Genomic DNA, 24,511 nt, shown 5'->3' with positions numbered 1-24,511 from the left:
CCCCTCAGCCGCCGTCGACCGTCACCTCCCCCTCCCACCGGACGTCCCCCGCCGACCTGCCCACCATGACCCGGTAGGGCCCCGGCTCCGTGGCCCAGCCGCCGTCCCTCTCCGACCAGTGCCGCAGGGCCCGCGGACCCACCACCACCTCGGCACTCGCCGCCCCGCCCGCCTCCGTCCGGACAGCCGCGTGTCCGGCGAACCAGCGCACCGGACGCTCCACCGCCGAATCGGGGCGGGCCAGATAGACCTGTACGACTTCGCGCCCGGCTCGGGTACCGGTGTTGCGCACCGTCACCCGAACCGTGAACGGCTCGCCCGCCGCGATGTGCGCGGGAGCCGCCACGGTCCGGTACTCCCACGTCGTGTAGCCGAGTCCGTGGCCGAACCAGTAGGCGGGCTCCGCTCCGGCGCGCAGCCACGCCCGGTGGCCGATGTGCAGCCCCTCGGCGTAGTCGAGCAGGCCGTCGACCGGCCGGGTGGACGTCACGGGCGCGTCCGCCAGGGACGCCGCCCAGGTGGTGGGAAGCCGGCCCCCGGGCTCGGCGAGGCCGAACAGGACGTCGGCCAGCCCCTCCCCGGCCTCCTGCCCCGGGAACCACGTGAGAAGCACGGCGCCCGCTTCCCGGCGCCAGGGCAGCTCGACCGGGCCGCCGCTGTTGACGACCACGACCGTACGCGGATTCGCGGCGGCCACGGCACGGACCAGCTCGTCCTGACGCCCCCCGAGCGACAGCGCGGTGCGGTCGTACCCCTCGGTCTCGCCGTACTCGGTGGTGCCGACGACCACGATCGCGGCATCGGCGTCCCGGGCCGCCCGGACCGCGGCCTCCAGCGCGACCGCCGGGTCCGGGGCCGGCGGCGCCGCGGCGACGACGACGGCACGTCCGCGGCCGGGCACCAGTTCCCGCCGGGCCACCACGTGCACGGGCCGCCCGGCGGTCAGCGCCGCCCGCGCCGTCCGCAGGGGCGGGTTGACGTGGACGACGGCCGGGTCGTCCGTGTCGCCGGGGAACTCCCCGTCCAGGAGGGTGCGGCCGTCGACGGTGAGCGTCATGCGTCCGAAGCCCCCGACACCGAACGTCCACTCTCCCGGCCGGCGCGGACACAGCACCGCGCGGATCTCCACCGTTCGGGCGCCGGGCGGCAGGTCCGGTTCCAGTTGCCGTCCCGAGAGCCGGTGCTCCGCGCACAGCTCCCGCCCCTCCGCGTCCAGCACCCGCAGGAGCACGCCGGGGGCGCCCGAAACGGGGTCGGTGCACCGGTCGGTGCCGAGAGGGGCGGGCGAAACCGGCGCCGGACCGGGCTCGTACACCACCCGGGCCCGCCCGCGCAGTCGGGACCGGACGCCCGCCAGCGGGGTGACCACGCCGGAGCAGAAGACCCCCGCGCTGCCGCCGCCCTGGACGCGCGGGGACGCGGCGTGCACGCCGACGACCGCGACGGTGGACAGCCCGGCGGGGTCGAGCGGCAGCACGGCGCTGTTGTGCAGCAGGACCGACCCGGCACTGACGGCGCGGCGCAGCAGCGCCCGGGCGTCGCGGGACGCCGTCGCCGGGACCCGCCGCGGTCGAGGCGGCTGACGCGGCCCCAGCGCGCCCACGCGGCCGGCGAGCCGGAGCAACCGGCGCACCTTTTCGTCGACCGCCTCCTCGGCGACCAGGCCCTCCTTCACCGCCCGTACCAGTGCGGAGCCCCAGGGACTGTCCGGGCCCGGCATCGCGAGGTCGAGGGCCGCACGACCGGGTTCCTCGGTGGTGCGCACGGCCGCCCAGTCGGAGACGGCGACCCCGTCGAACCCCCATTCCCCCTTGAGGGGTTCCGTAAGGAGCGGGCTGGCCGTCATGGTCGTGCCGCCGACGGCGTTGTAGCCCGCCATGACGAGCCACACGCCGGCCTCCACGGCCGCCTCGAAGGGCGCCAGGTACGCCTCTCGCAGGGTGCGTTCGGACGCCCGGACGTCCACGGTCAGCCGGTCGGTCTCCGAGTCGTTGCCGACGTAGTGCTTGGCGGTGGCCGCCACCCCGAGGGCCTGGATGCCCCGGATCAGCGCCGCCCCGGTGCGGCTCGTCAGTTCCGGGTCCTCGGAGAAGCACTCGAAGTGGCGGCCGCCCAGCGGACTCCGGTGGAGGTTGAGCGTGGGCGCCAGCACCACGTCGACGCCCTTGCGGACGGCCTCGGTGGCGAGCAGTCCGCCGAGCCGCTCCACCAGTTCCTCGTCCCACATGGCGCCCAAGGCGGAGGCGGAGGGCAGCAGGACCGAGGTGCGCCGCTCGTCCCATGCCTCGCCCCGCACCCCGGCGGGCCCGTCCGAGAGCACCATCTCCCGCAGCCCGATCCCGGGCTCACCGGCGGTGCGCCAGGTCGTCGCACCGGTGAGCAGGCGCACCTTCTGTTGGAGGCTCAGCCCGCCGATGAGCCGATCGAGCGTCTCGTCGTCCATCAGGGCAGACGGTGGTCCGCGTCCAGCACCGCGCCGCGCTCCGGATGGTTCTGGTCGTAGCCGCGCGTGTCGCACTGGAGACCGCCCACGATGCAGTGGTCGACCAGCGCCTCCAGGGTCCGCTCCTCCCAGGCGTTGAAGAAGTCGTAGTGGAAGGAGTAGCCGCGTCCACTGGCCAGCCGCACGTCGCTCATGTCGCCGTTGACCGGGAAGGCCATCTTGAACTCGATCATCGGCAGGGCGACCGGGTGGGAGGCCGGACACATGCTGTCGTTGGTGCCGGGCTTGACCACCGGGTATGCCATGTGGCTCTGGTGATCGGGGGTGTCGAGGTACTTGCCGTCCCAGCAACTGGGCGCCTGGAAACGGATGTTGAGCTGGACGTCGGGCCGGCTCGGGCAGCTCGCCGGGAAGTCGACGTTGAAGAAGCTGTCACCGCACTCCCAGCCCTCGACGAAACCCCTGTGGCCGCGGAACTCCTCGGCACTCTGCATGGGGCTGCCGACCACGTACCGCAGACCCTTGGGGAAGGGCCGCACGCTGGTGTAGTCGGTGACGCCGGCCTTGTAGTAGATGACCTGCGGGCCGACGGGGAGGATCTTCTCGTCTCCCCTGTACAGGGAGGGCATCCAGTACGCGGAGGCGTCGGCCGGTGCGAGACAGGTGGTGTCGCCGCCGTAGAGGCTCGCCGTCGTGCTGCCGGCGTTCGTCGACCTGTTGCCCATGAAGGTGTGGTCGTGGGACTTCCCCGGCTGCCCCGGGTACACGATCGGATCGTCCGGCGCGGTGTGCGTGACGGCGCAGTTGGCCTGGAACTCCTTGTGGTAGCGCGGCGGCGGGGTGGCCCCGGACGGAATCACGCCGGTGACCGGGGGAAGGGCGGGTACGTACCCGTCGCCGTCGGGGTCGTCGGCGGACGCCCGGGCCGGCACCGCCATGGTGTGCCCGGCGTGAGCGCCGGCCGAGGCGGCCGGGGCTCCCCCGGGACCGGCCGCCGTGGCGACGGTGCCGACACCGAGCACGCTCGCGACGAGTGCGGTGCCGAGTAACAGCGCGGGGAGTATCGAACGTGGTCTCATGGGGCCTCCTGCCCGCCGAGGTGCCGAGTGGGGGTGGTGCGGAGGGCGCCGTCGGACGCCCTCCGCCGTCAGCTGTAGATGCCGAACTCGTGCAGCGAGTAGCCCCAGCCGGTGCCACGCGCCGTCAGGCGCAGTCGCACGTGCCGCGCGGTCTCGGCGACGCCGATGGTGTCGATGTCGCCGTTGCCCGCGGTCGTGCTGTGGACCGTGCGCCAGGTGGTGCCGTTGTCCGAGACCTCCACGTCGTAGGACTTGGCGTAGGCGGGGTCCCATACGAGCTGGAGCTTGCGGACGGGGGTGGCGGCGCCGAGGTCGACCTGGATCCACTGGGGATCGCTCCAGTCACTGGCCCAGCGCGTGTCCGTCCTGCCGTCCGTCGCCTTGGCGGGCTCGCACGGGCAGTCGCCGTACGACTGCTGGAAGGAGGACGCGGTGGTGGACTTGTCCAGAGCCACGTTCGTACCGTTCACGGGCGGAGCGACGACCTCGACCGACTTCGTCTCGATGCCGGCGTTGCCGCGGCCGTCCTCGGCCTGGATGTACACCTTCCACACGCCCAGCTTCTCCGGGGCCCGCACGGCGAAGGTGCCGTCGCCGGTGGACCGCCACTCGGCCTCCACCAGGCGCTTGTCGCCGCTCGCGTAGTTGCCGCTGAGGAAGACCTCGTACGTGACCGGGTCGCCGTCGGGGTCGCGCACGTCGGCCCGCACGGTGAACTCGCCGCCCGCCGGAGCGGACGAAGCGGGGCCGACCGCCATGTTCGCGATGACGGGCGGCGTGTTGTCACCGCTGGTCGATCCGCTGTACGCCTCCTTGACGGCGTAGTAGGACAGCCGCTTCAGCCCGTCGGGCACGAGGTTGAACCAGACGCCGCCGAAGTCGTGCTCGACGCCGTAGTGGAAGAGGGTGGCGCCCAGCGCGACGCCCTCGTGGCCGGTGACGCAGTCCCAGGCCTTGGAGTACCCCTCGGCCTTCTGCACGTCGGTCGGCTCGTCGGGGACGCCGTTGGCGTCGTCGGGCACCTCCCACTCGCCGGCCGGCCCGCCCTCGGTGATGATGTACGGCTTGGTGTAGCCGCCCTCCTCCCAGTCCTCTTGGACGCCGCAGATGTCGCCGTAGGAGTTCATCGAGTACAGGTCCAGGTCGGGCGCGTTGCGCTTGTAGTACGGCCAGGCACCCGTCCAGGCGTCCGTCGAGGTGACGGGGTGGTCGGGGTCGATGCTGTGGATCTTCTTCGCGACGTCGTTGACGAAGCCGGTGTAGGCGTTGCGCTGCGCCTCCAGCTCCGCCCCGCTGTAGCAGTTCTGCAGGCCGAGCACCGATTCGTTGCCGACGTTCCACATGAGCGTGGCCGGGTGGCTCTTGTACGCCTCCACCCACTTGGCGAACTCGGTGAGCATGTTGTTCTTGTACGTGGTGTCGGTGACGTAGTCGACGCAGCCGCCGGAGCCCGGGCCGCCGCCGGGCTGCAGCCAGAAGCCGTTGACGACGCGGATGCCGTTGGCGGCGGCGCTGTCGAGCAGCGGCTCGGTGGAGCCGTCGGTGCCCCAGGTGCGGATGGTGTTGACGCCCATGGACTTCACGTCGGGCATGTACTTCGGGGCGTCCGCGACGGCAGGGCCCCAGGTCAGGCCCTTGACGGTGTACGGCTGGCCGCCGACGGTCAGTTGCCAGTCCCCCTGGGAGCCGGTGACCTCGACCGCTCCCGAGGCGGGCGGGGTGCCGTCCGTGTTCCCGTACACCTGGAACTCCCACAGGGAGTAGCCGTAGCCGCCGGAGCGCTCGGTGCCCAGCATGCGCACATAGCGGCCGGAACCGGTGACGGCGACCTCGTCCCTGCCGCCGTCACCGCCGGTCACGGTCTTGAGGGTCCGCCATTCCGTGCCGTTGTCGGACGCCTGGATCTGATAACTCTTGCCGTACGCGCCCTCCCAGGTCAGTACGGCCCGACTGAGATCGACCCGCTGTCCGAGGTCCACCTGGAACCACTGCGGGTCGCTCCACTGACTGGCCCAGCGGGTGCCGGTGAGATCGCCGTCGACGGCCGCCGAGGGGGCGTAGCCGTCGCCTTCCTGGGACGAGGCGGTGACGGGCCTGCCCTGGGAGAGCAGCGACTCCGCGGCCTCGGCGCGCGGGCCGGCGAGGGCGAGCGAGGACGCCACCAGCGCGCCGAGGGCGAGCAGGGGGGCGGCGCGGCGGCCGGCCGGTCCGCGGTACGGGAGTGCTGGGAACATGTCTGCTCCTGGCGGGGTGAGGCGATGGGCGGACCGGTCAGGGGTAGGACACGACGGTGGACGGCACGGTTGTGGTGCCGGCGGGCACCGTGGAGGCACCGGTGTCGTTGATGACGTGGTTGTAGTGGCCCATGCCACCCAGGGAGACCACGAGGAGGCTGTGGAACTTCACCCCCGGTTTGACGGGCGCCTTGAAGCCGCGGTCCTGGCGGATGTTCGGGTCGACGTTGTAGTTGCAGTAGCTGCCCAGACCCCATGCCTCGTGGGTGTCGACCGAGTCGTCGACCCGGTAGGCGGCGTACCCCTTGGCCGAGCCGTTCTGGATGGCGGCCTGGTTCGGGGCGTCGTACGCCTTCTCGTTCTGGTAGAAGATCGTCCGTCCGCGCTCGCCGTACCACTCGACGTCGTACTTGTTGAAGTGCTCGACGAACAGCCCGGTGGCCAGGACGTCGTCACCGTTGACGCGGACGCCGTAGTCGGCCCGGTTGGTCTCCCAGCCGACGCCCTCGCCGTGGTCGGCCCGCCACACCCAGGTGTGGTCGATGATCGTGTCGTGGCTGTTGACCACCATGCTGGTGGTCGCCTTGCCCGCGCCCGCGCCGCCGATGCGGATGTAGACGTCCTGCACGGTGGTGGGGTTGGCCGCGTGGTCGGCGGACGCGCCCTGCGCGCCGATCTCCAGCAGGGTGGGGGAGTTGACCGGTCCGGCGTCGATGAGGAAGCCGGCGAGGCGCACGCCGTCCACGTCGGCGACCTTCATGGCGGTCACCCCGTTGTCCGGGATGATCGTGGCGAGGCCGAGGCCCAGCACGATGGTGTTCGCCCGGTCGACGTCGATGGTCTGGTCGACGTGGTAGACGCCGGGGGTGAACAGCAGGTGCAGACCTTGGTCGACGGCGGCGTTGATGGTGGCGGCGGTGGCGCCGGGCTTGACGACGTAGAACCTGTCCAGCGGGATCGACTCGCCCTGCGGGGTGCCGTTCGCCCAGGTGGTGCCGCGGGCGTTGGTCCGCTTGGCGGGGGCGAAGACCTTGTACTCGTCGCCGTCCAGGTAGAGGAAGGGCTTCTCGCGGGAGATCGGCGTCGTGCCGAGTGTGGTGTAGCGGGGCTCGGGGAAGCTGGTGGCGGGAGCGCCCTCGACACCTGAGAAGACCTGGTTCCACACGCTGTTGGACCAGCCGCCGATGGAGCTGTCGCGGGTGTACCACTGCTGCTGCGAGTAGTTGCCGACCTGGCCGTCGATCTTGCTGTCGGCGATGTAGCCGCCGCTGGCCCAGCCGTATCCGTTGGGCGCGAGGTTGAGGCCGCCCTTGACGTGCATCCGGCGGAACGAGGCGGCCTGCGAGACCGCCCACCGGTTGGTGCCGTTGACCGGATTCACGGCGAGGTTCTCCGCCCCGCGCCAGAAGTTCTGGGTGGCGTTGCCGTTGAACCAGCCGGCGTCGACGGTGATGTCACCGTTGATCGTCGTGTCGTCGGGACGCAGGCCGAGACCGAGGACCTGGGTGTAGAAGCCGATCTGGGCGTTGAGGCCGTCGTAGGTGCCCGGCTTGAAGAGGAAGGCGTGTCGGCCGGAGCCGAACTGCGCCGATTCCTGCTCCTGGAAGACCTGGTCCAGTTTGGCCTGGATGCCGGGCGTGGACGGGTCGAAGACGTGCACGTTCGGGCCGAGGTCGCCGCCGCCGGGGATGACCGGGCCGGGGTCGTCGCCGGAGGTGCCGTAGACCTTGAACTCCCACAGGGAGTAGCCGTATCCGGTGGCGCGGGCGGTGCCGAGCATGCGGACGTAGCGGGCGGTGCCGGAGACTTCCAACGTCTCCGTGCCGCCGGTGCCGTTGGTGGTGGAGTAGGCAGTCGACCAGTCAGTGCCGTTCCGGGAGGTCTCGATCCGGTAGGACCTGGCGTAGGCGGCCTCCCAGCGCAGCTCGACACGGTTGAGGGAGGCGGGGGCGCCGAGGTCGACGCGGAGCCACTGAGGGTCGGCGGCGGCGCTGGACCAGCGGGTGTTGTCGTCGCCGTCGACGGCCGCGGTCGCCGGGGTGCCGTAGTGCTCCTGGCTGGAGGCGGTGACCGGCTTGCCCTGGGACAGCAGCACGGGCGCGGCCTGGGCCCGTGTGGCGGGGACGACGGCGAGCAGGGCGGCGGCCAGGGCGGTGACCAGGACGCCGACGAGGCCGCGGCGACCGGGTCTGCGGGGCGCCGGCGCCGCAGGGGCTGTGCCGACAGTGGGCATGGGGAACTCCTGGGTGCGGGAGGGATGGGAGAGCGCTCTCCGGCACCTTGCCCGTGGTGCAAGTCGCGGTCAAGGTTCTGCGCACGGCTTTTCTTTCGACTTGCATTAAGGGGCGGTTGGAGTGCGCTGCCGCCCGTGCCCCGGTGTTGGGCCGCCGACGGCGCGGGAACCTGTGCCCCGCGCGGCATACCTGCCCCGGCCTACGGCTGGTGCCCGCCCTTCGAAACCGCGGACTCCGTCACACTGCCCGCATCGCCGAGGCCGGTCCCTGCTCGGCCTCGGAGGGGACGGTCCCTAGCCCAGCAGCGCCAGCAGACGCCCGGCCGCCTCCGTCGCAGGCCGGCCCACCGCGCCGACGGCGGCCGCGATCTGCGCGACGGACGCCAGCACGAGGCCGCGCTCGCGCAGGGCGCCTCCGTCGGGAGTGAGCTCGGGCAGTGCGTCGTCGACGGTCCGGGCCTGCTCCGCGCTGAGGTGGGGGCGCAGCTCCCGGAGGAGACGGGTGAGGTCCCCGACGGCGGCGCGGAGCTCGGCATCCTGGGAAGCACCGCCGACGGTGCCGTAGTTGATGCCTACGTTGCCCCTGCCGCCGTTCATGTTGACCGTGGGCCCGTAGTGGTTCGTCGCGTCGCTCACAGCTTGAACCCCGTGTTCCCCCGGCCGTCCCTCATGTTGACGACCGGACCGTAGTTGTTCGTGTTGTACTGCTGCACCAGGGCGGTGAACTCGGCTTCCGGGTTGTCGATCGCGTGCACGATCCGTCCGGCGATCTGGCGCAGCTCGTCCATGCTCGGCAGCGTCACGATCACCTTGGAGCCGCTCGCCATCTCGACCGCCAGGACCGGCTTGGCCGACGTGAACAGGCCCTTGCAGACGACGGCCAGGCCGATCACGACGATGACGACCACGAGGTTGCCGTTCTCCCCGGCGCGTGGTTCGCCGTCACCCGCGGAGTTGAGCGCGGCGTAGACCAGGACGGCGCCGATCAGCAACGCCAGGACGCGGGCGGCGGCCACACCCCAGGCGGGCTTGAGCCGGAAGGCGTCCACCCAGGTGATGTTGTGCAGCGGGATGGCGACCGACCCCACCCAGAGCATCCGGCGGCTGACGCGGAGGACCAGGGGGTCTCCCTTGGCAGGCGCCGGCGGAAGCGGAGGAGGCAGGTGTGACGCGGGCGGCTGCGAAGGCGCGGGAGGCCGGAGCGGCGGCTCGGGCGGTGACGCGCCGGTGCCTTCCGTGCGGTCCATCGCTCCCCCATGCCGTCGCTGCCACCCGAATGACGCGGGAGCACCGTTAAGCGCCGGGAGATGGTCGTGAGGCAGACGAGAAATGGCCAACTCACCGGCTGATGGCCGGTGGGCGACCCCACGCCGCCGCGTCAGCCGCGACACGGCCGACGAGCCCCGTGCGAGGATGTCGTCCGTGACCGGACCGCTTTCCTCGCCCGCCGCCGGAGACGCTCCCCGCCACCGCGGCCTGGGGTCCCGCTCCGCCGCCGCGCTGGTCTTCGGGTCCTCGGCCGCGGTCCTGGTCGTCGAGATCGTCGCCCTGCGGCTGCTCGCTCCCTACCTCGGCCTCACCCTGGAAACCAGCACCATGGTGATCGGTATCGCCCTCACCGCGATCGCCCTCGGCTCCTGGCTGGGCGGGCGCCTCGCGGACCAGGTCGACCCGCGCCGGCTCATCGGCCCCTCGCTCGGGGTGTCGGGCGCGGTCGTGGCGCTCACCCCCGCCGTGCTGCGCAGCACCGCCGAGTGGGCCCCCGTGCTGCTTCTGATCGTCGCGGGCCTGACCATCCTCGTCCCGGGCGCGCTGCTCTCCGCCGTGACGCCGATGGTGACCAAGCTGCGCCTCACGAGCCTCGCCGAGACCGGGACGGTCGTCGGCCGGCTGTCCGGCGTCGGGACCGTCGGCGCCATCGTCGGCACCGTCCTCACCGGTTTCGTCCTCATCTCGCGGCTGCCGGTCAGCGGCATCCTCATCGGCCTCGGCGCACTGCTGATGGCCGGCTCGGCTCTCGTGGGTTGGCGAGCGCGCGGGTGGACCGGCACGCCCGCCCTCACCTTGATGGTCGTGGCCGGCGGACTCGCCACCGTACCCGCGCCCGGCGGTTGCGACGCGGAGACCAAGTACCACTGCGCACGGGTCGTGGCGGACCCGGACCGGGACGGCGGGCACACGCTGGTGCTGGACGGCGTGCGGCACTCCTACGTCGACGTCGACGACCCGGCATTCCTGAAGTTCACCTATGTGCGCGCCCTGGCGTCGGTGGCCGACACCGCCTTTCCCGAGGGCGAGCCGATCACCGCCCATCACCTGGGCGGCGGAGGGCTCACCTTTCCGCGCTACCTCGCGGCGACCCGGCCGGGCACGCGCAGCTCGGTGTCCGAGATCGACGGCGGGGTCGTGCGCATCGACCGCCAGCGGTTCGGGCTGAGCCCGGATTCCGGGATCGAGGTGCGCACGGAGGACGGCCGGCTCGGTCTGCGGCGGCTGGAGACGGACAGTCGCGACCTGGTCGTAGGTGACGCCTTCGGGGGCGTCAGCGTGCCGTGGCACCTCACGACGGCGGAGGCGATGAGGGACGTACGGCGGGTGCTGGACGAGGACGGCCTGTACGCCGCCAACCTGATCGACCACGGTGACCTGGCCTTCGCGCGCGCTGAAGTCGCCACGCTCGACGAGACGTTCGAGCACGTCGTCCTCGTCGGCGACCCCGTCGACATCGGCTCGGACCGGTCCGCCGCCCCCGACGGCGGCAACCTGGTGGTGCTCGCCTCCGACCGGCCGGTCGACCTGCGTGCGACCCAGGAAGCACTCGACGTCCGGGACGTCGGATGGCAGCTCGCGACCGGCGACGACCTCAGCTCCTGGATCGGCGACGCCCGGCCGCTCACCGACGACCACGCCCCCGTCGACCAGCTCCTCCAGCCCTACGACTCGCGGGGCGGCCGGTGACGGGCACACGCGGCGGCGGGGCGAGCCGGATCCGTCTGCCGGCGGCCGTGGCCGCCCTTTCGGTCGTCGGCGCGGGACTGGGGCTGCGTTCCGTGGCGGCGGGAGACGTGGCCAAGTACGGCGGGGACAGCCTGTACACCCTGCTCATCTTCACCCTCGTCCTCCTGGTGGCGCCGCGCACGTCGGCCGCGAAGGCCGCCGCGCTCGCGCTGGCCGTGAGCTGGGGCGTCGAGTTCCTGCAGCTCAGTGGCGTGCCGGCGGAGCTCTCCCGGCACAGCACCGCCGCCCGCCTGGTGCTCGGTTCGACCTTCAACGCGCCGGACCTGTTCTGGTACGCGGTCGGTGCGCTGGCCGGGTGGCTCGTCGTCACGTCCTCGGCAGCGGTCGGTGGTGGGCGTTCCGCGTCGCTCGTACGCCGTCGAGCGCATTGACCGGACCTCCGCGAGCGGCTTCCATGGCTGGTGGTCCCGGCTGCGGGGCCGGGGAGACGTGTCGACCGGGGGGAAGCATGCGTCTTGGGGGAAGAGCGGCCGCCGTCGCCGCTGTGGCAGCGGTGTGCGCCGCCGTGCAGACGATGCCCGCGGGGGCGTTGGAACTGAAGCCCGGCACGGACCACGTGAACGTCACGTCCGGCGACGTGATGGGGAACGAGCGGAGCCGGTACGCCGCGATCAGCGCCAACGGCCGCTACGTGGCCTTCTGGTCGTACGCCTCGAACCTGGCGCCCGGCGACACCGACGAAGCCGCTGACGTCTACGTGAAGGACCTGCGGACCGGACGGGTGCACTGGGCCAGTGACCTGGCCGAGGGCATAAGCCGGGGTGCGCCGGCCGTCGCCCCGTCCATCAGCGCCGACGGCACCCGGGTCGCCTACCCGACGCTCGACGGGACCGAAGCGCACGTCTACGACGTCCGCACGGGCCGCACCGAACTGGTCAGTGACGGCACCGACGCACGGTTCAGCAGTGCCAACACTCCCGCGATCAGCGGGAACGGACGGTACGTCACCTTCACGGCGCGGGCGGAGCGGGAGCCGGACGCGAATCCCCGCATCCGCGTGCGCGACCTTCGGCGGGGGACCGGCGAGTGGGCCGACGACCCGAAGGCCGGGGACGGACAGCAGGTCGCGCGACCCACCCTGAGCCACGACGGCCGGCACCTCGCCTACCTCGCCTCCGACCCCGCGGCGGCCGACTCTGCCACTCACGTCTACGTGCTCGACCGGCGGGCCGACCGGCGGACCCGCGTCGACCCCGAGTGCGTGGACGATCCGTCCGAGCACTGGGTCACCGACCCGGTGATGGGGGCGGACGGCCGGCACGTGTCGTTCCGCCTCAACTGCCGGACCTTGCCGCCCCGGGGCACCAACGCCACCGGTGACGTCTTCGTCAAGGACCTGAGGAACGGGTCGCTGCGCCATGTCCTGGGGCCCAGGCCGCAGTTCGCCACGCACTCCGGGCGGCTGAGCGCCGACGGCCGGCACGTCGTGTACGTGGCGGCCGAGGAGCGGGCGCCCCGTGGTCCGCTCCAAGTGATCTACCTGATGGAGCTGCGGACCGGCCGCACCACGACGGTCACCGCCCGGCCCGACGGCACCGTGAACCAGCGGCCGGCGTCCGGCCCGTCCACGGACGCGCACGGCCGGGCGGTGGCGTACGACGCCGAACCGCTCGACCTGCTGGGGGAGTCGTCCACCGCGACCGAGCGGCAGGTCCTCGTCACGCGCCCGCGCTGACCCGGGTCCCGGCACGGGCACTTTGGCACCTCACCCGGTCCCCGGTGCGGCGGCGCCGACGGCTCCTCCGGGTGGCGCGGTGCTCTGCCGTACGACCAGGCGCGTGGCCAGTTCGATGCGCCGGGCCGCCCCGCCGGCGCCGTCCGGGCCGAAGAGCATGCGGGTCGCCTCCTCGGCCATGTGCTGGAGGGGCTGGTGGACCGTGGTCAGCGGCGGGCTCGACCACTGGGCCAGAGGAACGTCGTCGTAGCCGACCACCGAGAGGTCCGCGGGGACGCTCAGGCCCCGCAGCCGGGCCGCCTCCAGCACGCCGAGGGCGTGGAGGTCGCTTCCCGCGAAGACGGCGGTGGGCCGGCCGGGGCCGTCCAGCAGGTCCATGGCGTGCTCGAAGCCGCCGCGCACCTGGAAGTCGCCGAAGCGGATCAGACGGGGATCGATCGGCAGGCCCGCCATGGTCATCGCCGAACGGTAGCCGTCGAGGCGGGCCCGTGAGCACAGCATGTCCTCGGGGCCGGTGACGATGGCGACGCGTTCGTGCCCGTGGTCGGTGAGATGGCGGGTCGCCGCCAGCCCCCCGGCCCAGTTGGCGGAGCCCACGGACGGCACGTCGGGATCGGGGTCGCCGGCCGGATCGACGATGACGAACGGGATGCCACGCGAGCGGAGCCGGTGCTTCACCTCCGCCGGGAGCGAGGAGAAGACCAGCACGACCCCCAGCGGCCTGCGCCGGAGCACCCCCTCCATCCAGTCGGCGGCGGGCGCGTGCCGCGTGCCGCTCCTGGTGAGCACGACGGTCGCCCCGTTGGCCTTGGCAACGTTTTCCACCCCCTTCACGAGCTCCACCGCCCAGACGCTGTCCAGCTCGTGGAAGACGAGTTCGACGAGCGGGAAGCGCGGCCGGTCCGAGGTCCGCCGGCGGTAGCCGTGCACCTCCAGCAGCCGCTCGACCCGCGACCGGGTGTCGCGTGAGACATCCGAACGACCGTTGAGGACCTTCGAAACTGTCGGAGGGGATACCCCCGCCTCTTTCGCCACCTCGGCCAGCGTCACCCTGGCGCCCACCCCAACTTCACCGTGCATGCAAGGAGGATAGGTCATGCGATCGATAACGTTTTGGGTCGTCCCGCGCACGGCCATTGACCGTAAATCCCGACTGACTTTACTGTCCGACGGCATGGACTTTCGGTGATGGAGCCGAAACTTTCGAAAGGCGAACGATGAAGACACGTGCGCGCTTGCCCAGACTGGTCGCCACCGGCGCGACGCTCGCCCTGGCGCTGAGCCTTGCGGCCTGCGGTGACGGGAACGGCGGGGCGTCGTCGGACGACGGCAAGATCCATGTCCTGGTCTACGGGGACGCCACCAACAAGGTCGAGCAGCAGATCGTCGACACCTTCAACAAGACGTCCGACGTCAAGGCGGTGCTCGACACCATCCCCGGTGCCGACTACCAGAAGAAGCTCCAGACGATCATCAACACCCCCCAGGCTCCGGACGTCTTCTTCAACTGGGGCGGCGGCAGCATCAAGCCGTTCGTCAAGGCGGACCTGCTGATGCCGCTGGACGACATGATCAAGAAGAACCCGGACCTGGAGAAGAAGTTCCTGCCGACGGTCTTCGAGAACGCCGTCGTCGACGGCAAGCCGTACGGCATCCCGATGCGCGGCACCCAGCCCGTCCTGCTCTTCCACAACAAGAAGGTCCTCGAAGAGGCGGGCGTCCAGCCGCCGAAGACCTGGGACGAACTGCTCGACGCGGTGGACAAGCTCAAGGACGCGGGCGTCACGCCGATCGCACTCGGCGGCGGCGACGTCTGGCCCACCCAGATGTGGTTCCAGTACCTCTACGACCGCATAGCCGGACCGGAGCTGTTCGCGAAGGCCATCGGGGGCGACAAGAGCGCCTGGGAGAGCCCGGACAGCAAGAAGGCCCTCGACATGATCAGGGAGCTCGTCGACTCCGGCGCCTTCGGCAAGAACTACGACTCCGTCAAGTACACCAACGGCGGCTCGGTCCAGCTGGTGGCCTCCGGCAAGGCCGGCTTCGAGCTGATGGGCTCCTGGTACTACTCCCAGCAGCTCACGGACCACCCGGACTTCGCCGAGCAGGACCTCGGCTACACCGCCTTCCCGGCCGTCGAGGGCGGCAAGGGCGACCCGGCCGCGGTCGCCGGCAACACCAACAACTACTACTCGGTGATGAAGAAGACCAAGCACCCCGAGGCCGTCGCCGAGTTCCTGAAGCTCATGTACTCCGACGAGTTCGTCAAGGCGCAGCTGGAGATCGGGAACCTGCCGACCACGACCAACACCGACCAGTTCATCGACACCTCGGGCACCCCCGAGTACTCGCGCTTCCAGTACGACCTCGTCGCCGACGCCCCGTCGTTCCAGCTGTCATGGGACCAGGCGTACCCGCAGAAGGCGAGCTCGGACATGCACAAGGCCGTCCAGCAGTTCTTCAACGGACAGCTCGACACGGACGGCTTCATCCAGGCCATGCAGGCCCTCCCGACCGAGTGACGAACGGCTCATGACCACACAGATCACGAGCGCCCGGCCCGCCGCCGGACCCCGCAAGGAGTCCCGGCGGCGGCCGCCCGCCTCGTCCACGACGAAGGTGGGCCGCCCCGGCTTCGCCTGGGCGCTGCCCGCCGCAGTGTTCTTCGCCCTCTTCGCCATCGTGCCGCTGATCATGGTGGCGGTGCTGTCCTTCATGAGCTGGGACGGGCTCAGCTCGCCCGAGTTCGTCGGCACGGACAACTGGTCGCGCCTCATCGACGACCCGGTCATGCTCAAGAGCGTCTGGCTGACCCTGCTGCTGACCGCGCTCGGCGTGGTCCTCCAGACGCCGCTGAGTATCCTGCTCGGCGTCTGGGCCGCCGGTCACCAGCGCAACCGCGCCGTCCTGTCGGTCGTCTACTTCATCCCGCTGCTGCTGTCCGCGACGGCCGTGTCCGTGCTGTGGCGGGCGCTGCTCGATCCGAACTTCGGCATCCCCGCCGAGGCGACCTGGCTGTTCGGCGACGGCAACCTGTTCGGTGAACAGGCCACCGCCATCGGGGTGCTGGCGTTCGTCAGCACCTGGCAGTTCACGCCGTTCCACACGCTGATCTACCAGGGCGCCGCGCGCGCGATCCCGCCGGTGCTGTACCAGGCGGCCGAGATCGACGGGGCGGGCCGCTACCGGCAGTTCTTCCACATCACCCTGCCGCAGCTGCGCACCTCCATGATCACCTCGATGATCCTGATGATCGTCGGCGGTCTGACCACGTTCGAGACGGTCCTCATCCTGACCCAGGGCGGACCCGGTACCGACACCACCATCAGCGCCTACTACATGTACGACAAGGCCTTCAAGAGCTTCGACTACGGCGCCGGTTCCGCGATCGCCCTGGCGCTGGTCGTCGCGGCCACGATCATCTCGCTGATCGTCGTCCGGGTCTCCGGCTACGACAAGATGCGCAGCTCCATGGAGGGTGTGTCATGAGGCGCCGACCGAACTACGTGGCAGGCGCCGGCTCGCTCGTCTGGCTGGTCCTGGTCGGCCTGCCGCTGTACGTGATGCTCGCCGCGACCCTGCGCACCCGCCAGGACTACGCCGACAACGGCCCGGTCTCCTTCCCGGACAGCTTCACGCTGGACAACTACACCGGCGCCTTCGACTCGGGCTTCGGCCAGTACTTCTTCAACACGCTCGTCGTCACCGCCTGCGTGATCGGCATCGTGCTGCTGCTGGTCCCGCCGCTCGCCTACGCGATCGTCCGCAGCCGCGGCCGGGCCACGTCGGCGATCTTCCGGCTGTTCCTGCTCGGCCTCGCCATCCCGGCCCAGGCCGTGATCGTGCCGATGTTCTACCTGATCAGTGAAGCCGGGCTGTACGACAACCTGCTCGGCGTCATCCTGCCCACGGCCGCGTTCTGCCTGCCGATGTCCGCCCTGATCCTCAGCGGAGCGATGCGCGACATCTCCCCGGAGCTGTACGAGGCCATGGCGATGGACGGCGCCAGCCCACGGCGCATGTTCTTCCAGCTCGTCCTGCCGCTGTCCCGAGGCGGGCTCTCCACGATCGTGGTGTTCTCCGCGCTGCAGGCGTGGAACGGCTTCCTGTTCCCGCTCGTGCTGACCCAGTCCGACTCCACCAAGGTGGTCACGCTGGGCCTGTACAACTTCCAGACCGCGCACGGCATCGACATCCCCGGTCTGCTGGGGGCCGTGGTGCTGTCCATGACGCCCATCCTGCTCGTCTACCTGTTCGCCCGTCGCGCCCTGGTCCAGGGCCTGATGGGCGTCGGAGGAAAGTGATCGCCGACGTGGCCGTTGAGACCACCCCCGAAGTCCCCCTCTGGAACGACCCCGCCCACTCCGTCTCCACCCGGGTGTCCGCGCTGATCAAGGCGATGACCGTGGAGGAGAAGATCGCCCAGCTGTACGGCGTCTGGGTCGGCGCGTCCGACGAGGGCGGAGACGTCGCCCCCCACCAGCACGACATGGAGGAGGCCGTCGACCTCGACGCACTCCTGCCCACCGGACTGGGCCAGTTGACCCGCCCGTTCGGCACCGCGCCCGTCGACCCGGCACTCGGCGCGCTCTCCCTGCTGCGCACCCAGGCACGCATCGCCGCCGCGAACCGCTTCGGCATCCCCGCCCTCGCGCACGAGGAGTGCCTGGCCGGCTTCGCCACCTGGGGCGCGACCGCCTACCCCGTCCCGCTGTCCTGGGGCGCCACCTTCGACCCGTCCCTGGTCCACCGCATGGCCGCCGCGATCGGACGCGACATGCGCTCCGTCGGCGTCCACCAGGGCCTCGCGCCCGTCCTGGACGTGGTGCGCGACGCCCGCTGGGGCCGGGTCGAGGAGACCATCGGCGAGGACCCGTACCTCGTCGGCACCATCGGCACGGCCTACGTCCGAGGCCTGGAGTCCGCCGGGATCGTCGCCACCCTCAAGCATTTCGTCGGCTACTCCGCCTCCCGCGCCGGACGCAACCTCGCGCCCGCCCCGGTGGGCCCGCGCGAGCGCGCCGACGTCCTGCTGCCGCCCTTCGAGATGGCGGTCCGCGAGAGCGGCGCCCGGTCCGTGATGCACGCCTACACGGACATGGACGGGGTGCCCGCCGCGGCCGACGGGGAACTGCTGACCGGACTGCTCAGGGACACCTGGGGCTTCGAGGGCACCGTCGTCGCCGACTACTTCGGCATCGCCTTCCTCAAGACCCTGCACGGCGTCGCCGCCGACTGGGCGGACGCCGCCTCGGCCGCGCTCGGGGCGGGCGTCGACGTCGAACTGCCCACCGTCAAGACCTTCGGCGCTCCCCTGGCCGAGGCGGTGACGGCCGGCCGCGTCCCCGAGGAGGTGATCGACCGCGCCCTGCGCCGGGTGCTCACGCAGAAGGCCGAACTCGGCCTGCTCGACCGGGACTGGGACCCCGTGCCGTCCGCGCTCGACGGCGCCGCCCTGGACGACCCGGAAGCCCTGCGCGGCCGGATCGACCTCGACGGCCCGGAGAACCGGGAGCTGGCCCGCACGGTCGCCGAGGAGGCGGTCGTCCTCCTGAGCAACGACGGCACCCTGCCGCTCGACCGGCCGCGCCGCATCGCGCTGGTCGGCCCCAACGCCGACGAGCCCACCGCCGTACTGGGCTGCTACTCCTTCCCGCAGCACATCGGCGTCCACCACCCGGAGACCCCCCTCGGCATCGAACTGCCCACCCTGCGCTCCACGCTGGCCGCCGAGTTCCCCGACGCGGAGCTCACGGTCGTACGGGGCACCGGTGTCGACGACGGCGACGTGTCGGGCATCCCCGAGGCGGTCGCGGCGGCCCGCGACGCCGATGTCGTCCTCGCCGTCCTGGGCGACCGGGCCGGGCTGTTCGGGCGCGGCACCAGCGGCGAGGGCTGCGACGCGGAGTCGCTGACCCTGCCAGGCGCGCAGCAGCGGCTCCTCGACGCGCTGCTCGACACCGGCAAGCCGGTCGTGACCGTGCTGCTCGCGGGACGCCCCTACGCCCTGGGCCGGGCCGTGCCGGAGGCCGCGGCGATCGTCCAGTCCTTCTTCCCCGGCGTGGAGGGCACCGCCGCACTCGCCGCGGTACTCGGCGGACGGACGAACCCCTCGGGCCGGCTGCCGGTCAGCGTGCCCCGCGGCGCGGGCGCCCAGCCGACCACCTATCTCGGGGCCCGGCTCGCCCACGCCAGCGAGGTGTCCAACATCGACCCGACGCCCGCCTTCGGCTTCGGGCACGGACTCACGTACACCACGTTCGAGTGGAGCGACCTCGTCGTGGACGGTGAAGAGGCGCCCACCGACGGGGAGTTCCGACTGGGCCTCACCGTGCGCAACATTGGCGCGCGGCACGGCACCGAGGTCGTCCAGCTCTACCTGCACGACCCGGTCGCCTCCGTCGTCCAGCCGGTGCAGCGCCTCGTCGGCTACACGAGGGTGCCGTTGGAGGCGGGGGAGGAGCGCCGGCTGCGCGTCACGGTCCCGGCCGACCTCGCCGCGTTCACCGGGCGCGACGGCCACCGCGTCGTCGAGCCGGGCGACCTTGAGCTGCGGCTCGCCGCCTCCAGCACCGATCCGCGGCTGACGGCGACGGTCACCCTCACCGGCCCGGCGCGCCGCGTCGACCACACCCGGCGACTGCACGCCGACTTCGGCGTCGAAGGAGCCGCCGACGCCTGATCCGCCGGCGGACCACGAGCGGCGCACCCGGCAACGCGCCCGGGTGCGCCCGCTCGTCGGCGACCGTCCCGCCCGTACGATGAGGCCATGACGCGATGCTCAGCCGGACGCCAACTCCAGTTCGTCGGCCTGGCCCACGGTGCCGTCGGCGCCGTGGTCTACCGCGACGTGCTCGCCGACCTGGCGCGCGGGAACCTCCTGGGGTCCGTGCCGGACCGGGGCGACCGGGCCACCGCCTTCTGGTTCCTGGCCGCCGCGCCCGCCCTGTGGATGGGCGGCCGGCTGCTGCGGTCCGCGGAGGAGCACCGGGACCTGCCCGCCCAGCGCGCCGCCGGTGCCGTGCTGGCCGCCGTCGGCGTGGCGGGCACCGCGGTCATGCCGAAGGGCGGCTTCCCCGCCCTCGCGGCGATCGGCGGGCTAGTGCTGCGCAGGACACTGCGCGGCTGAGCCGGGTCAGCGCACCACGTCGAAGACCTGCTTCTGCAGGCCGTTGGCGTAGACCTCGTGCTCGACGAGCTTCAGCTTCTGGGTGTCCTTGTCCGTGGTGCTGAACAGCCGCTTGCCCGCGCCGAGGAGGAGCGGGAAGACGAGCAGGTGGTAGCGGTCGATCAGTCCGGCGTCCGACAGGCTCCGGTTCAGCGCCGCGCTGCCGTGGACGATGACCGGGCCGCCCTCGGTCTCCTTGAGCGCGGCGACCTCGTCCAGGGAGCGCAGGATCGTGGTCTCGCCCCAGTTCGACACCAGGCGGTCCTCGGTGAGGGTGGTGGAGACGACGTACTTCGGCATCACCTTGTAGCCGGGGAACTCCGCCATGTCCGGCCACACCGGGCTGAACGCCTCGTAGCTGACCCGGCCCAGCAGCAGGGCCGAGGCCTCCTTCTGCTCCCGGTCCTTGATTTCGTACGCCTCGGGCAGGAACTCCACGTCCTTGAAGGTCCACCCGGAGTTCCGGTATCCGGGCTCGCCGCCCGGGGCCTCCACCACGCCGTCGAGCGAGACGAAGGCGGTGCTGATCAAGGTACGCATCTCGGGTCCCCACTGTCTGTCTCAAGTCTGTTTCCAGCACGTTCAGGATGTAGGACCGGCGGCCGGCGGGAAACTCATCGCCGCGTCCCCAGTGAACCTCAGACGGTCGTCACGACCGTCGTCGCCGCCGTCACCGCGACGATCACCGCCAGCGCGTCCTCGGCGGCCCTCACGACGTGGCGCACGGCCGCCGCGGACCACCGGCCCTGCGAGACCGACTCCATGGCCGCCACCACGCGGCGCGCGTCGGCTTCCGGGAAGGCCAGGCGGTGCAGCTTCGCTCCGTGCAGCAGGGCCACCAGGGACGCCGTACGCTCGTCCGGTGCCGCGCCCCCCAGGACGACGGCCTCCAGGCGCCGGCGCACCGCCCCCTCCACGGAGCCGTCGGCCTGCGGGTAGCGGCGTACGGGGAAGAGTCCGAGCACCTTCCTCCGCTCCTCGCGGACCAGGCCCTTGTCGATCAGGCCGGTGTTCGCCCGGGCCGCCGCGTCCGTCTTCAGCCGCTCGATCCAGTCCTTGGCCGTGCCCGGTTCGCCGCCGCCGACGGTTTCGAGCGCGGCGTCCAGGGCGGGCTCGCCCAGCGGCGTCGCGTCGACGACGGTGACCTCCTCGTCGGTCACGTCCACGCGGCCGGCCAGCGACAGCTCCACCAGCGCGGCCGCGGCGATCGCCGGCGCGACCCGCGCCGACTCCCGTGCGGTACCGGACTCGTCGTCCAGCGAGAGGAGCAGGAGCTGCTCGCCGAGGGTGGTGGGGACTTCCGGGACGTCCGGGATCTTAGTGGGGGATGCCATGCGTTCGGTCCTCCGGTGCCGGGCTGGGCGGGCGGTCGCGGGCGAGGCTTTCACCCCGTGCCCTCCAGGACGCTCCCACCCGGGTCCGCCGTTCCCGCACCGCCGGTCCCGCCTGCGCGGTCAGCGCCCCCGCAGGGCGTCGAGCGCCTGCAGCGCCACGTGGAGTTCGGTGCGCTGCTCGCCGGATTCCAGGTCGCGGCCGAGCAGCCGTTCGATGGTGCGCAGGCGTTGGTAGACGGTCTCCCGGGACACGCCCGCCGCGCGGGCGGCGACGGTCTTGTTGCCGGCGGCGTCCAGGTAGCCCCGCAGGGTGGCCAGGAGACCGGTGCCGTGCCGGGCGTCGTGGTCGAGGAGACGGCCCAGCTGCCGTTCCGCGAACTCCTGGACCCGGATGTCGTCGCGGAGCGCGAACAGCAGGCGGCGCAGGCCGATGTCGGACCGTTCGTGGAAGGAGCGGTCCGGTGGGAGGGGCTGGCCAGGCCCGGTCGCCTCGGCCACCCCGGCCGCCTCGCGGAACGAGCGGGCGACGTCGGCGAGGTCCCCGGCCGGGGAGCCGACGCTCACGGTCGTGCCCGGGGCCGGGTGCAGGACGGTCCGGCTCACCCGCTCGACCGCCTGCCGCCACGGCTGGGACGGGCGCAGCGCCAGGAGCACGCCGATGCGGGTGGGGGCCAGGAGGCCGACGAGTGCCCGCGTTCCCGACGCGTCCAGCTCCTCGGAGAGGCGGGCCTCGGTCCTCGCGGTCTCCGATCCGGCCGGGACGTCGGCGAGGACGGCGACGAAGCGGGCGTGCTCCGCGGGCAGCCCGAGCGCCGTGACGCGGGCGCGCGCGTCCGCAGGGGAGTGGTGGCGCTGTTCCGCGAGGTCGCGCAGGGCGTTGCGGTGCGCGGCGCGTTCCCAGGGCGTGGGATGGGTGAGGCGGGCGATGGTGAGGGCCATCGCGGTGCGCTCCAGGACCGTGACGTCCTCGGGACCGAAGGGCGGGGGAGCGGCCGTGCGGGCCGGGCCGGACGCACCGGGCGGGCCGTGGAGCATGGCCACCCGTCCCCAGGTCTCGCCCTGGTACTCGACCGGCGCCACGAGCCAGCCCTCGGGCCCGCGGATTCCCGTCCGGTCGGCGGCGGGGGTGGACCGGGAGCGCCGCTCCCAGTCGGTGAGCACGGCTTCCGGGGTGGTGCCGGAGGGCTCGCAGAACAGTGCCCGGTGGACCAGGTTCTCCAGTACGACCGTGTGTCCGCTCATCTCCGCCGCGGCGCGCAGCACGTCCTCGGGCCCGGCGCCCCGCAGGGTGAGGGCGGTGAACGCCTCGTGGACGCGCTGGGTCCGGCGCATCGCGTCCGCCTGGTTGCCGAGGAGCAGCGCGTGGACGACCTGCGTGACGTCCAGGAAGTTCACGTCCTTGGCCAGCGTGACCAGGGGCAGACCGCGCGCCCGGCAGGCTTCGACCAGCGCGTCGGGCGGCCGGTGGTACCGGCGGACGAGCTCGATGACCAGGGCCGCGGCGCCCACCGCGGCGAGTTCGTCGACGTAGCGGCGCACCCCATTGGCGTCGTCGGGCAGCGGCATGCCGGTGGTGAGGACCAGTTCGCCCCCCTTGAGGAAGGAGGCCGGGTCGGTCAGTTCGGTGATGTGGACCCAGCGCACCGGGCGGTCGATGTGCTCCAGGCCGGTCACCACCCGCGGGTCGCCGTCGGCCACGACCGGCAGCGCCAGTACGTCGGCCACGGTGAGCGGACGCCCCGCCGGGGCCGGGCACGGAGCGGGCACGGGGGCGCCCGTGCCGTCCAGGACGGGTCCCGGAGCCGGGTCCCGGTTCTCGCTCACGGTGCCTCCCTGCGCGCTGTTGTCACTCTGACAAGCGTCACTGACCTGCGCAAGGGCGCCCGGGGGCGAGCCGGGCGCCAAGGGCGCGGCACGGTGGAGCGCACCGGTTGACACAACGTCCGGACACCGCGCCGCGCCCGGACAGATCACGCGTTGTCCGGGCGCGTACCGAGGGCAGGCTCGGGGCACCGCAGTACGACCGACGACCAGGCCGGGAGACGAGCATGACCGCACTGTCGCCGCACCTTCGCCAGGCCACGCCCGTGACGGCGGTCCGGGGCGAGGGCGTCCACCTCTACGGCGAGGACGGCCGCCGCCATCTGGACTTCACCGCCGGCATCGGCGTCACCAGCACCGGGCACTGCCACCCCAGGGTGGTGGCCGCCGCCCAGGAGCAGGTGGGCACGCTGATCCACGGCCAGTACACGACCGTCATGCACCAGCCGCTGCGCCGGCTCGTCGACCGGCTCGGCGAGGTGCTGCCCGAGGGACTGGACAGCCTGTTCTTCACCAACTCCGGCAGCGAGGCGGTGGAGGCGGCGCTGCGCCTGGCCCGCCAGGCCACGGGCAGGCCCAACGTCCTGGTCTGCCACGGCGGTTTCCACGGCCGCACCGTGGCCGCCGCCTCCATGACCACCTCCGGCACCCGCTTCCGCTCCGGCTTCTCACCGCTGATGAGCGGCGTGGTCGTCACCCCCTTCCCGACCGCGTTCCGCTACGGCTGGGACGAGGACACCGCCACCCGCTTCGCCCTGCGGGAACTCGACTACACCCTCCAGACGATCTCCTCGCCCGCCGACACCGCCGCTGTCATCGTCGAGCCGGTCCTCGGCGAGGGCGGGTACGTGCCCGCGAACCGCGCCTTCATGGAAGGCCTGCGGGAACGGGCGGACCGGCACGGCTTCCTGCTGATCCTGGACGAGGTGCAGACCGGCGTGGGCCGCACCGGCCGGTTCTGGGGCCACGAGCACTTCGGCGTCACCCCCGACGTCCTCATCACCGCCAAGGGGCTGGCCAGCGGGTTCCCGCTGTCCGGGATCGCCGCCCCCGGGGAACTGATGCGCAAGGCCTGGCCCGGCTCGCAGGGCGGCACCTACGGGGCCAACGCGGTGGCGTGCGCGGCGGCCTGCGCCACCCTCGACGTCGTACGCGACGAGAAACTCGTCGACAACGCCGAGGCCATGGGGGCGCGGCTGCGCCGGGGACTGGAGGCGGTGGCGGCCCGCACGCCGGCCATCGGGGACGTGCGCGGGATGGGGCTGATGCTGGCCTCCGAGTTCGTCACCGAGGACGGCGAGCCCGATCCCGAGACCGCCGCCCGGGTCCAGCGGGCCGCCGTCGACGAGGGCCTGCTGTTGCTGCTGTGCGGCGCGTGGAACCAGGTGGTGCGGATGATTCCCGCGCTGGTGATCGGCGAGTCGGAGATCGACGAGGGGCTGCGGGCCTGGGCGGCCGCGGTGCGGGCCGGCACCTCGCAGGCCGCGGACCGGTGAGCACGGCGAG

General features: G+C 72.2%; 19 protein-coding genes. 9 read left to right on the top strand and 10 right to left on the bottom strand.

Going from position 1 to position 24,511, the window contains the following annotated elements; translation table 11 throughout:
* Positions 1 to 4: 4 nt before the first annotated feature.
* The 6 genes from ACFW47_RS29735 to ACFW47_RS29710 form a co-directional block, all read right to left on the bottom strand.
* On the bottom strand, positions 5 to 2,443 hold the full coding sequence (locus tag ACFW47_RS29735) for a glycoside hydrolase family 3 C-terminal domain-containing protein (protein ID WP_386307642.1): 2,439 nt from the start codon (positions 2,441 to 2,443) through the stop codon (positions 5 to 7).
* A complete protein-coding gene (locus ACFW47_RS29730; protein ID WP_386307641.1) occupies positions 2,443 to 3,522 on the bottom strand; it encodes a DUF1996 domain-containing protein in 1,080 nt (359 codons plus the stop codon). Before ACFW47_RS29730 ends, ACFW47_RS29735 begins: the two co-directional genes overlap by 1 nt.
* A 68-nt stretch (positions 3,523 to 3,590) precedes the next feature.
* Positions 3,591 to 5,756: a discoidin domain-containing protein gene (locus tag ACFW47_RS29725; protein ID WP_386307640.1), complete on the bottom strand. Its 2,166-nt coding sequence runs from the start codon at positions 5,754 to 5,756 to the stop codon at positions 3,591 to 3,593.
* Between the two features lie 37 nt (positions 5,757 to 5,793).
* Positions 5,794 to 7,989: a discoidin domain-containing protein gene (locus ACFW47_RS29720; RefSeq protein WP_386307639.1), complete on the bottom strand. Its 2,196-nt coding sequence runs from the start codon at positions 7,987 to 7,989 to the stop codon at positions 5,794 to 5,796.
* A 294-nt stretch (positions 7,990 to 8,283) separates the two neighbouring features.
* Entirely contained in the window at positions 8,284 to 8,625 is a 342-nt protein-coding gene (locus ACFW47_RS29715; RefSeq protein ID WP_386307638.1) for a hypothetical protein, read from the bottom strand.
* On the bottom strand, positions 8,622 to 9,086 hold the full coding sequence (locus tag ACFW47_RS29710) for a DUF6232 family protein (RefSeq protein WP_386307637.1): 465 nt from the start codon (positions 9,084 to 9,086) through the stop codon (positions 8,622 to 8,624). Before ACFW47_RS29710 ends, ACFW47_RS29715 begins: the two co-directional genes overlap by 4 nt.
* A 325-nt stretch (positions 9,087 to 9,411) precedes the next feature.
* Between ACFW47_RS29710 and ACFW47_RS29705 the strand changes: the two genes are divergently transcribed.
* The 3 genes from ACFW47_RS29705 to ACFW47_RS29695 all read left to right on the top strand — a co-directional run bounded on the left by ACFW47_RS29705 (position 9,412) and on the right by ACFW47_RS29695 (position 12,682).
* On the top strand, positions 9,412 to 10,947 hold the full coding sequence (locus tag ACFW47_RS29705) for a fused MFS/spermidine synthase (protein WP_386286561.1): 1,536 nt from the start codon (positions 9,412 to 9,414) through the stop codon (positions 10,945 to 10,947).
* Positions 10,944 to 11,378, top strand: a complete 435-nt coding sequence (locus ACFW47_RS29700) for a DUF2809 domain-containing protein (protein WP_386286560.1) — start codon at positions 10,944 to 10,946, stop codon at positions 11,376 to 11,378. The genes ACFW47_RS29705 and ACFW47_RS29700 overlap by 4 nt, the downstream gene beginning before the upstream one ends.
* A gap of 143 nt (positions 11,379 to 11,521) precedes the next feature.
* The gene (locus ACFW47_RS29695) at positions 11,522 to 12,682 is read left to right on the top strand and encodes a TolB family protein (protein WP_386307670.1); all 1,161 of its coding nucleotides are present in this window, start codon (positions 11,522 to 11,524) and stop codon (positions 12,680 to 12,682) included.
* Positions 12,683 to 12,712: 30 nt separating this feature from the next.
* Here ACFW47_RS29695 and ACFW47_RS29690 read toward each other — a convergent pair whose 3' ends face one another.
* Positions 12,713 to 13,762 carry a LacI family DNA-binding transcriptional regulator gene (locus ACFW47_RS29690; RefSeq protein ID WP_386307636.1) on the bottom strand — a complete coding sequence of 350 codons (1,050 nt, stop codon included), beginning with the start codon at positions 13,760 to 13,762 and terminating at the stop codon, positions 12,713 to 12,715.
* A 137-nt stretch (positions 13,763 to 13,899) separates the two neighbouring features.
* Here ACFW47_RS29690 and ACFW47_RS29685 point away from each other — a divergent pair, with 137 nt between their 5' ends.
* The 5 genes from ACFW47_RS29685 (at position 13,900) to ACFW47_RS29665 (ending at position 19,811) form a co-directional block, all read left to right on the top strand.
* Complete coding sequence (locus tag ACFW47_RS29685; protein WP_386286556.1) at positions 13,900 to 15,204, top strand: ABC transporter substrate-binding protein; 1,305 nt, start codon at positions 13,900 to 13,902, stop codon at positions 15,202 to 15,204.
* Between the two features lie 10 nt (positions 15,205 to 15,214).
* Positions 15,215 to 16,171 (top strand): carbohydrate ABC transporter permease, encoded by a 957-nt coding sequence (locus ACFW47_RS29680; protein WP_386286554.1) that lies wholly within the window; start codon positions 15,215 to 15,217, stop codon positions 16,169 to 16,171.
* Positions 16,168 to 16,986, top strand: coding sequence for a carbohydrate ABC transporter permease (locus ACFW47_RS29675; protein WP_386286553.1), 819 nt, complete (start codon positions 16,168 to 16,170; stop codon positions 16,984 to 16,986). The genes ACFW47_RS29680 and ACFW47_RS29675 overlap by 4 nt, the downstream gene beginning before the upstream one ends.
* Complete coding sequence (locus ACFW47_RS29670) at positions 16,983 to 19,364, top strand: beta-glucosidase (protein ID WP_386307635.1); 2,382 nt, start codon at positions 16,983 to 16,985, stop codon at positions 19,362 to 19,364. The genes ACFW47_RS29675 and ACFW47_RS29670 overlap by 4 nt, the downstream gene beginning before the upstream one ends.
* Before the next feature lie 87 nt (positions 19,365 to 19,451).
* Complete coding sequence (locus ACFW47_RS29665) at positions 19,452 to 19,811, top strand: DUF6463 family protein (RefSeq protein WP_386307634.1); 360 nt, start codon at positions 19,452 to 19,454, stop codon at positions 19,809 to 19,811.
* Positions 19,812 to 19,817: 6 nt separating this feature from the next.
* Here the strand turns inward: ACFW47_RS29665 and ACFW47_RS29660 are convergent, their stop codons facing one another.
* The 3 genes from ACFW47_RS29660 to ACFW47_RS29650 form a co-directional block, all read right to left on the bottom strand.
* Complete coding sequence (locus ACFW47_RS29660) at positions 19,818 to 20,390, bottom strand: dihydrofolate reductase family protein (protein WP_386286547.1); 573 nt, start codon at positions 20,388 to 20,390, stop codon at positions 19,818 to 19,820.
* Positions 20,391 to 20,488: 98 nt separating this feature from the next.
* Positions 20,489 to 21,184, bottom strand: coding sequence for a GPP34 family phosphoprotein (locus tag ACFW47_RS29655; RefSeq protein ID WP_386286545.1), 696 nt, complete (start codon positions 21,182 to 21,184; stop codon positions 20,489 to 20,491).
* 120 nt (positions 21,185 to 21,304) lie between these two features.
* Positions 21,305 to 22,972: a PucR family transcriptional regulator gene (locus tag ACFW47_RS29650; protein WP_386286632.1), complete on the bottom strand. Its 1,668-nt coding sequence runs from the start codon at positions 22,970 to 22,972 to the stop codon at positions 21,305 to 21,307.
* 260 nt (positions 22,973 to 23,232) lie between these two features.
* Between ACFW47_RS29650 and ACFW47_RS29645 the strand changes: the two genes are divergently transcribed.
* Complete coding sequence (locus ACFW47_RS29645; RefSeq protein WP_386286543.1) at positions 23,233 to 24,501, top strand: aspartate aminotransferase family protein; 1,269 nt, start codon at positions 23,233 to 23,235, stop codon at positions 24,499 to 24,501.
* Positions 24,502 to 24,511 lie beyond the last annotated feature (10 nt).

This window comes from Streptomyces sp. NPDC058796, from assembly GCF_042745235.1.
In the GTDB taxonomy this organism is placed as follows: Bacteria; Actinomycetota; Actinomycetes; order Streptomycetales; family Streptomycetaceae; genus Streptomyces.
This window is presented reverse-complemented; position numbering and strand designations above follow the sequence as displayed.

Bases quoted from the DNA above. Each gene is read 5' to 3' on its own strand.
- ACFW47_RS29735 (WP_386307642.1), bottom strand. From the start codon at position 2,443: ATGGACGACGAGACGCTCGATCGGCTCATCGGCGGGCTGAGCCTCCAA.
- ACFW47_RS29730 (WP_386307641.1), bottom strand. From the start codon at position 3,522: ATGAGACCACGTTCGATACTCCCCGCGCTGTTACTCGGCACCGCACTC.
- ACFW47_RS29725 (WP_386307640.1), bottom strand. From the start codon at position 5,756: ATGTTCCCAGCACTCCCGTACCGCGGACCGGCCGGCCGCCGCGCCGCC.
- ACFW47_RS29720 (WP_386307639.1), bottom strand. From the start codon at position 7,989: ATGCCCACTGTCGGCACAGCCCCTGCGGCGCCGGCGCCCCGCAGACCC.
- ACFW47_RS29710 (WP_386307637.1), bottom strand. From the start codon at position 9,086: ATGCTCTGGGTGGGGTCGGTCGCCATCCCGCTGCACAACATCACCTGG.
- ACFW47_RS29695 (WP_386307670.1), top strand. From the start codon at position 11,522: ATGCCCGCGGGGGCGTTGGAACTGAAGCCCGGCACGGACCACGTGAAC.
- ACFW47_RS29690 (WP_386307636.1), bottom strand. From the start codon at position 13,762: ATGCACGGTGAAGTTGGGGTGGGCGCCAGGGTGACGCTGGCCGAGGTG.
- ACFW47_RS29685 (WP_386286556.1), top strand. From the start codon at position 13,900: ATGAAGACACGTGCGCGCTTGCCCAGACTGGTCGCCACCGGCGCGACG.
- ACFW47_RS29680 (WP_386286554.1), top strand. From the start codon at position 15,215: ATGACCACACAGATCACGAGCGCCCGGCCCGCCGCCGGACCCCGCAAG.
- ACFW47_RS29675 (WP_386286553.1), top strand. From the start codon at position 16,168: ATGAGGCGCCGACCGAACTACGTGGCAGGCGCCGGCTCGCTCGTCTGG.
- ACFW47_RS29665 (WP_386307634.1), top strand. From the start codon at position 19,452: ATGACGCGATGCTCAGCCGGACGCCAACTCCAGTTCGTCGGCCTGGCC.
- ACFW47_RS29660 (WP_386286547.1), bottom strand. From the start codon at position 20,390: ATGCGTACCTTGATCAGCACCGCCTTCGTCTCGCTCGACGGCGTGGTG.
- ACFW47_RS29655 (WP_386286545.1), bottom strand. From the start codon at position 21,184: ATGGCATCCCCCACTAAGATCCCGGACGTCCCGGAAGTCCCCACCACC.
- ACFW47_RS29645 (WP_386286543.1), top strand. From the start codon at position 23,233: ATGACCGCACTGTCGCCGCACCTTCGCCAGGCCACGCCCGTGACGGCG.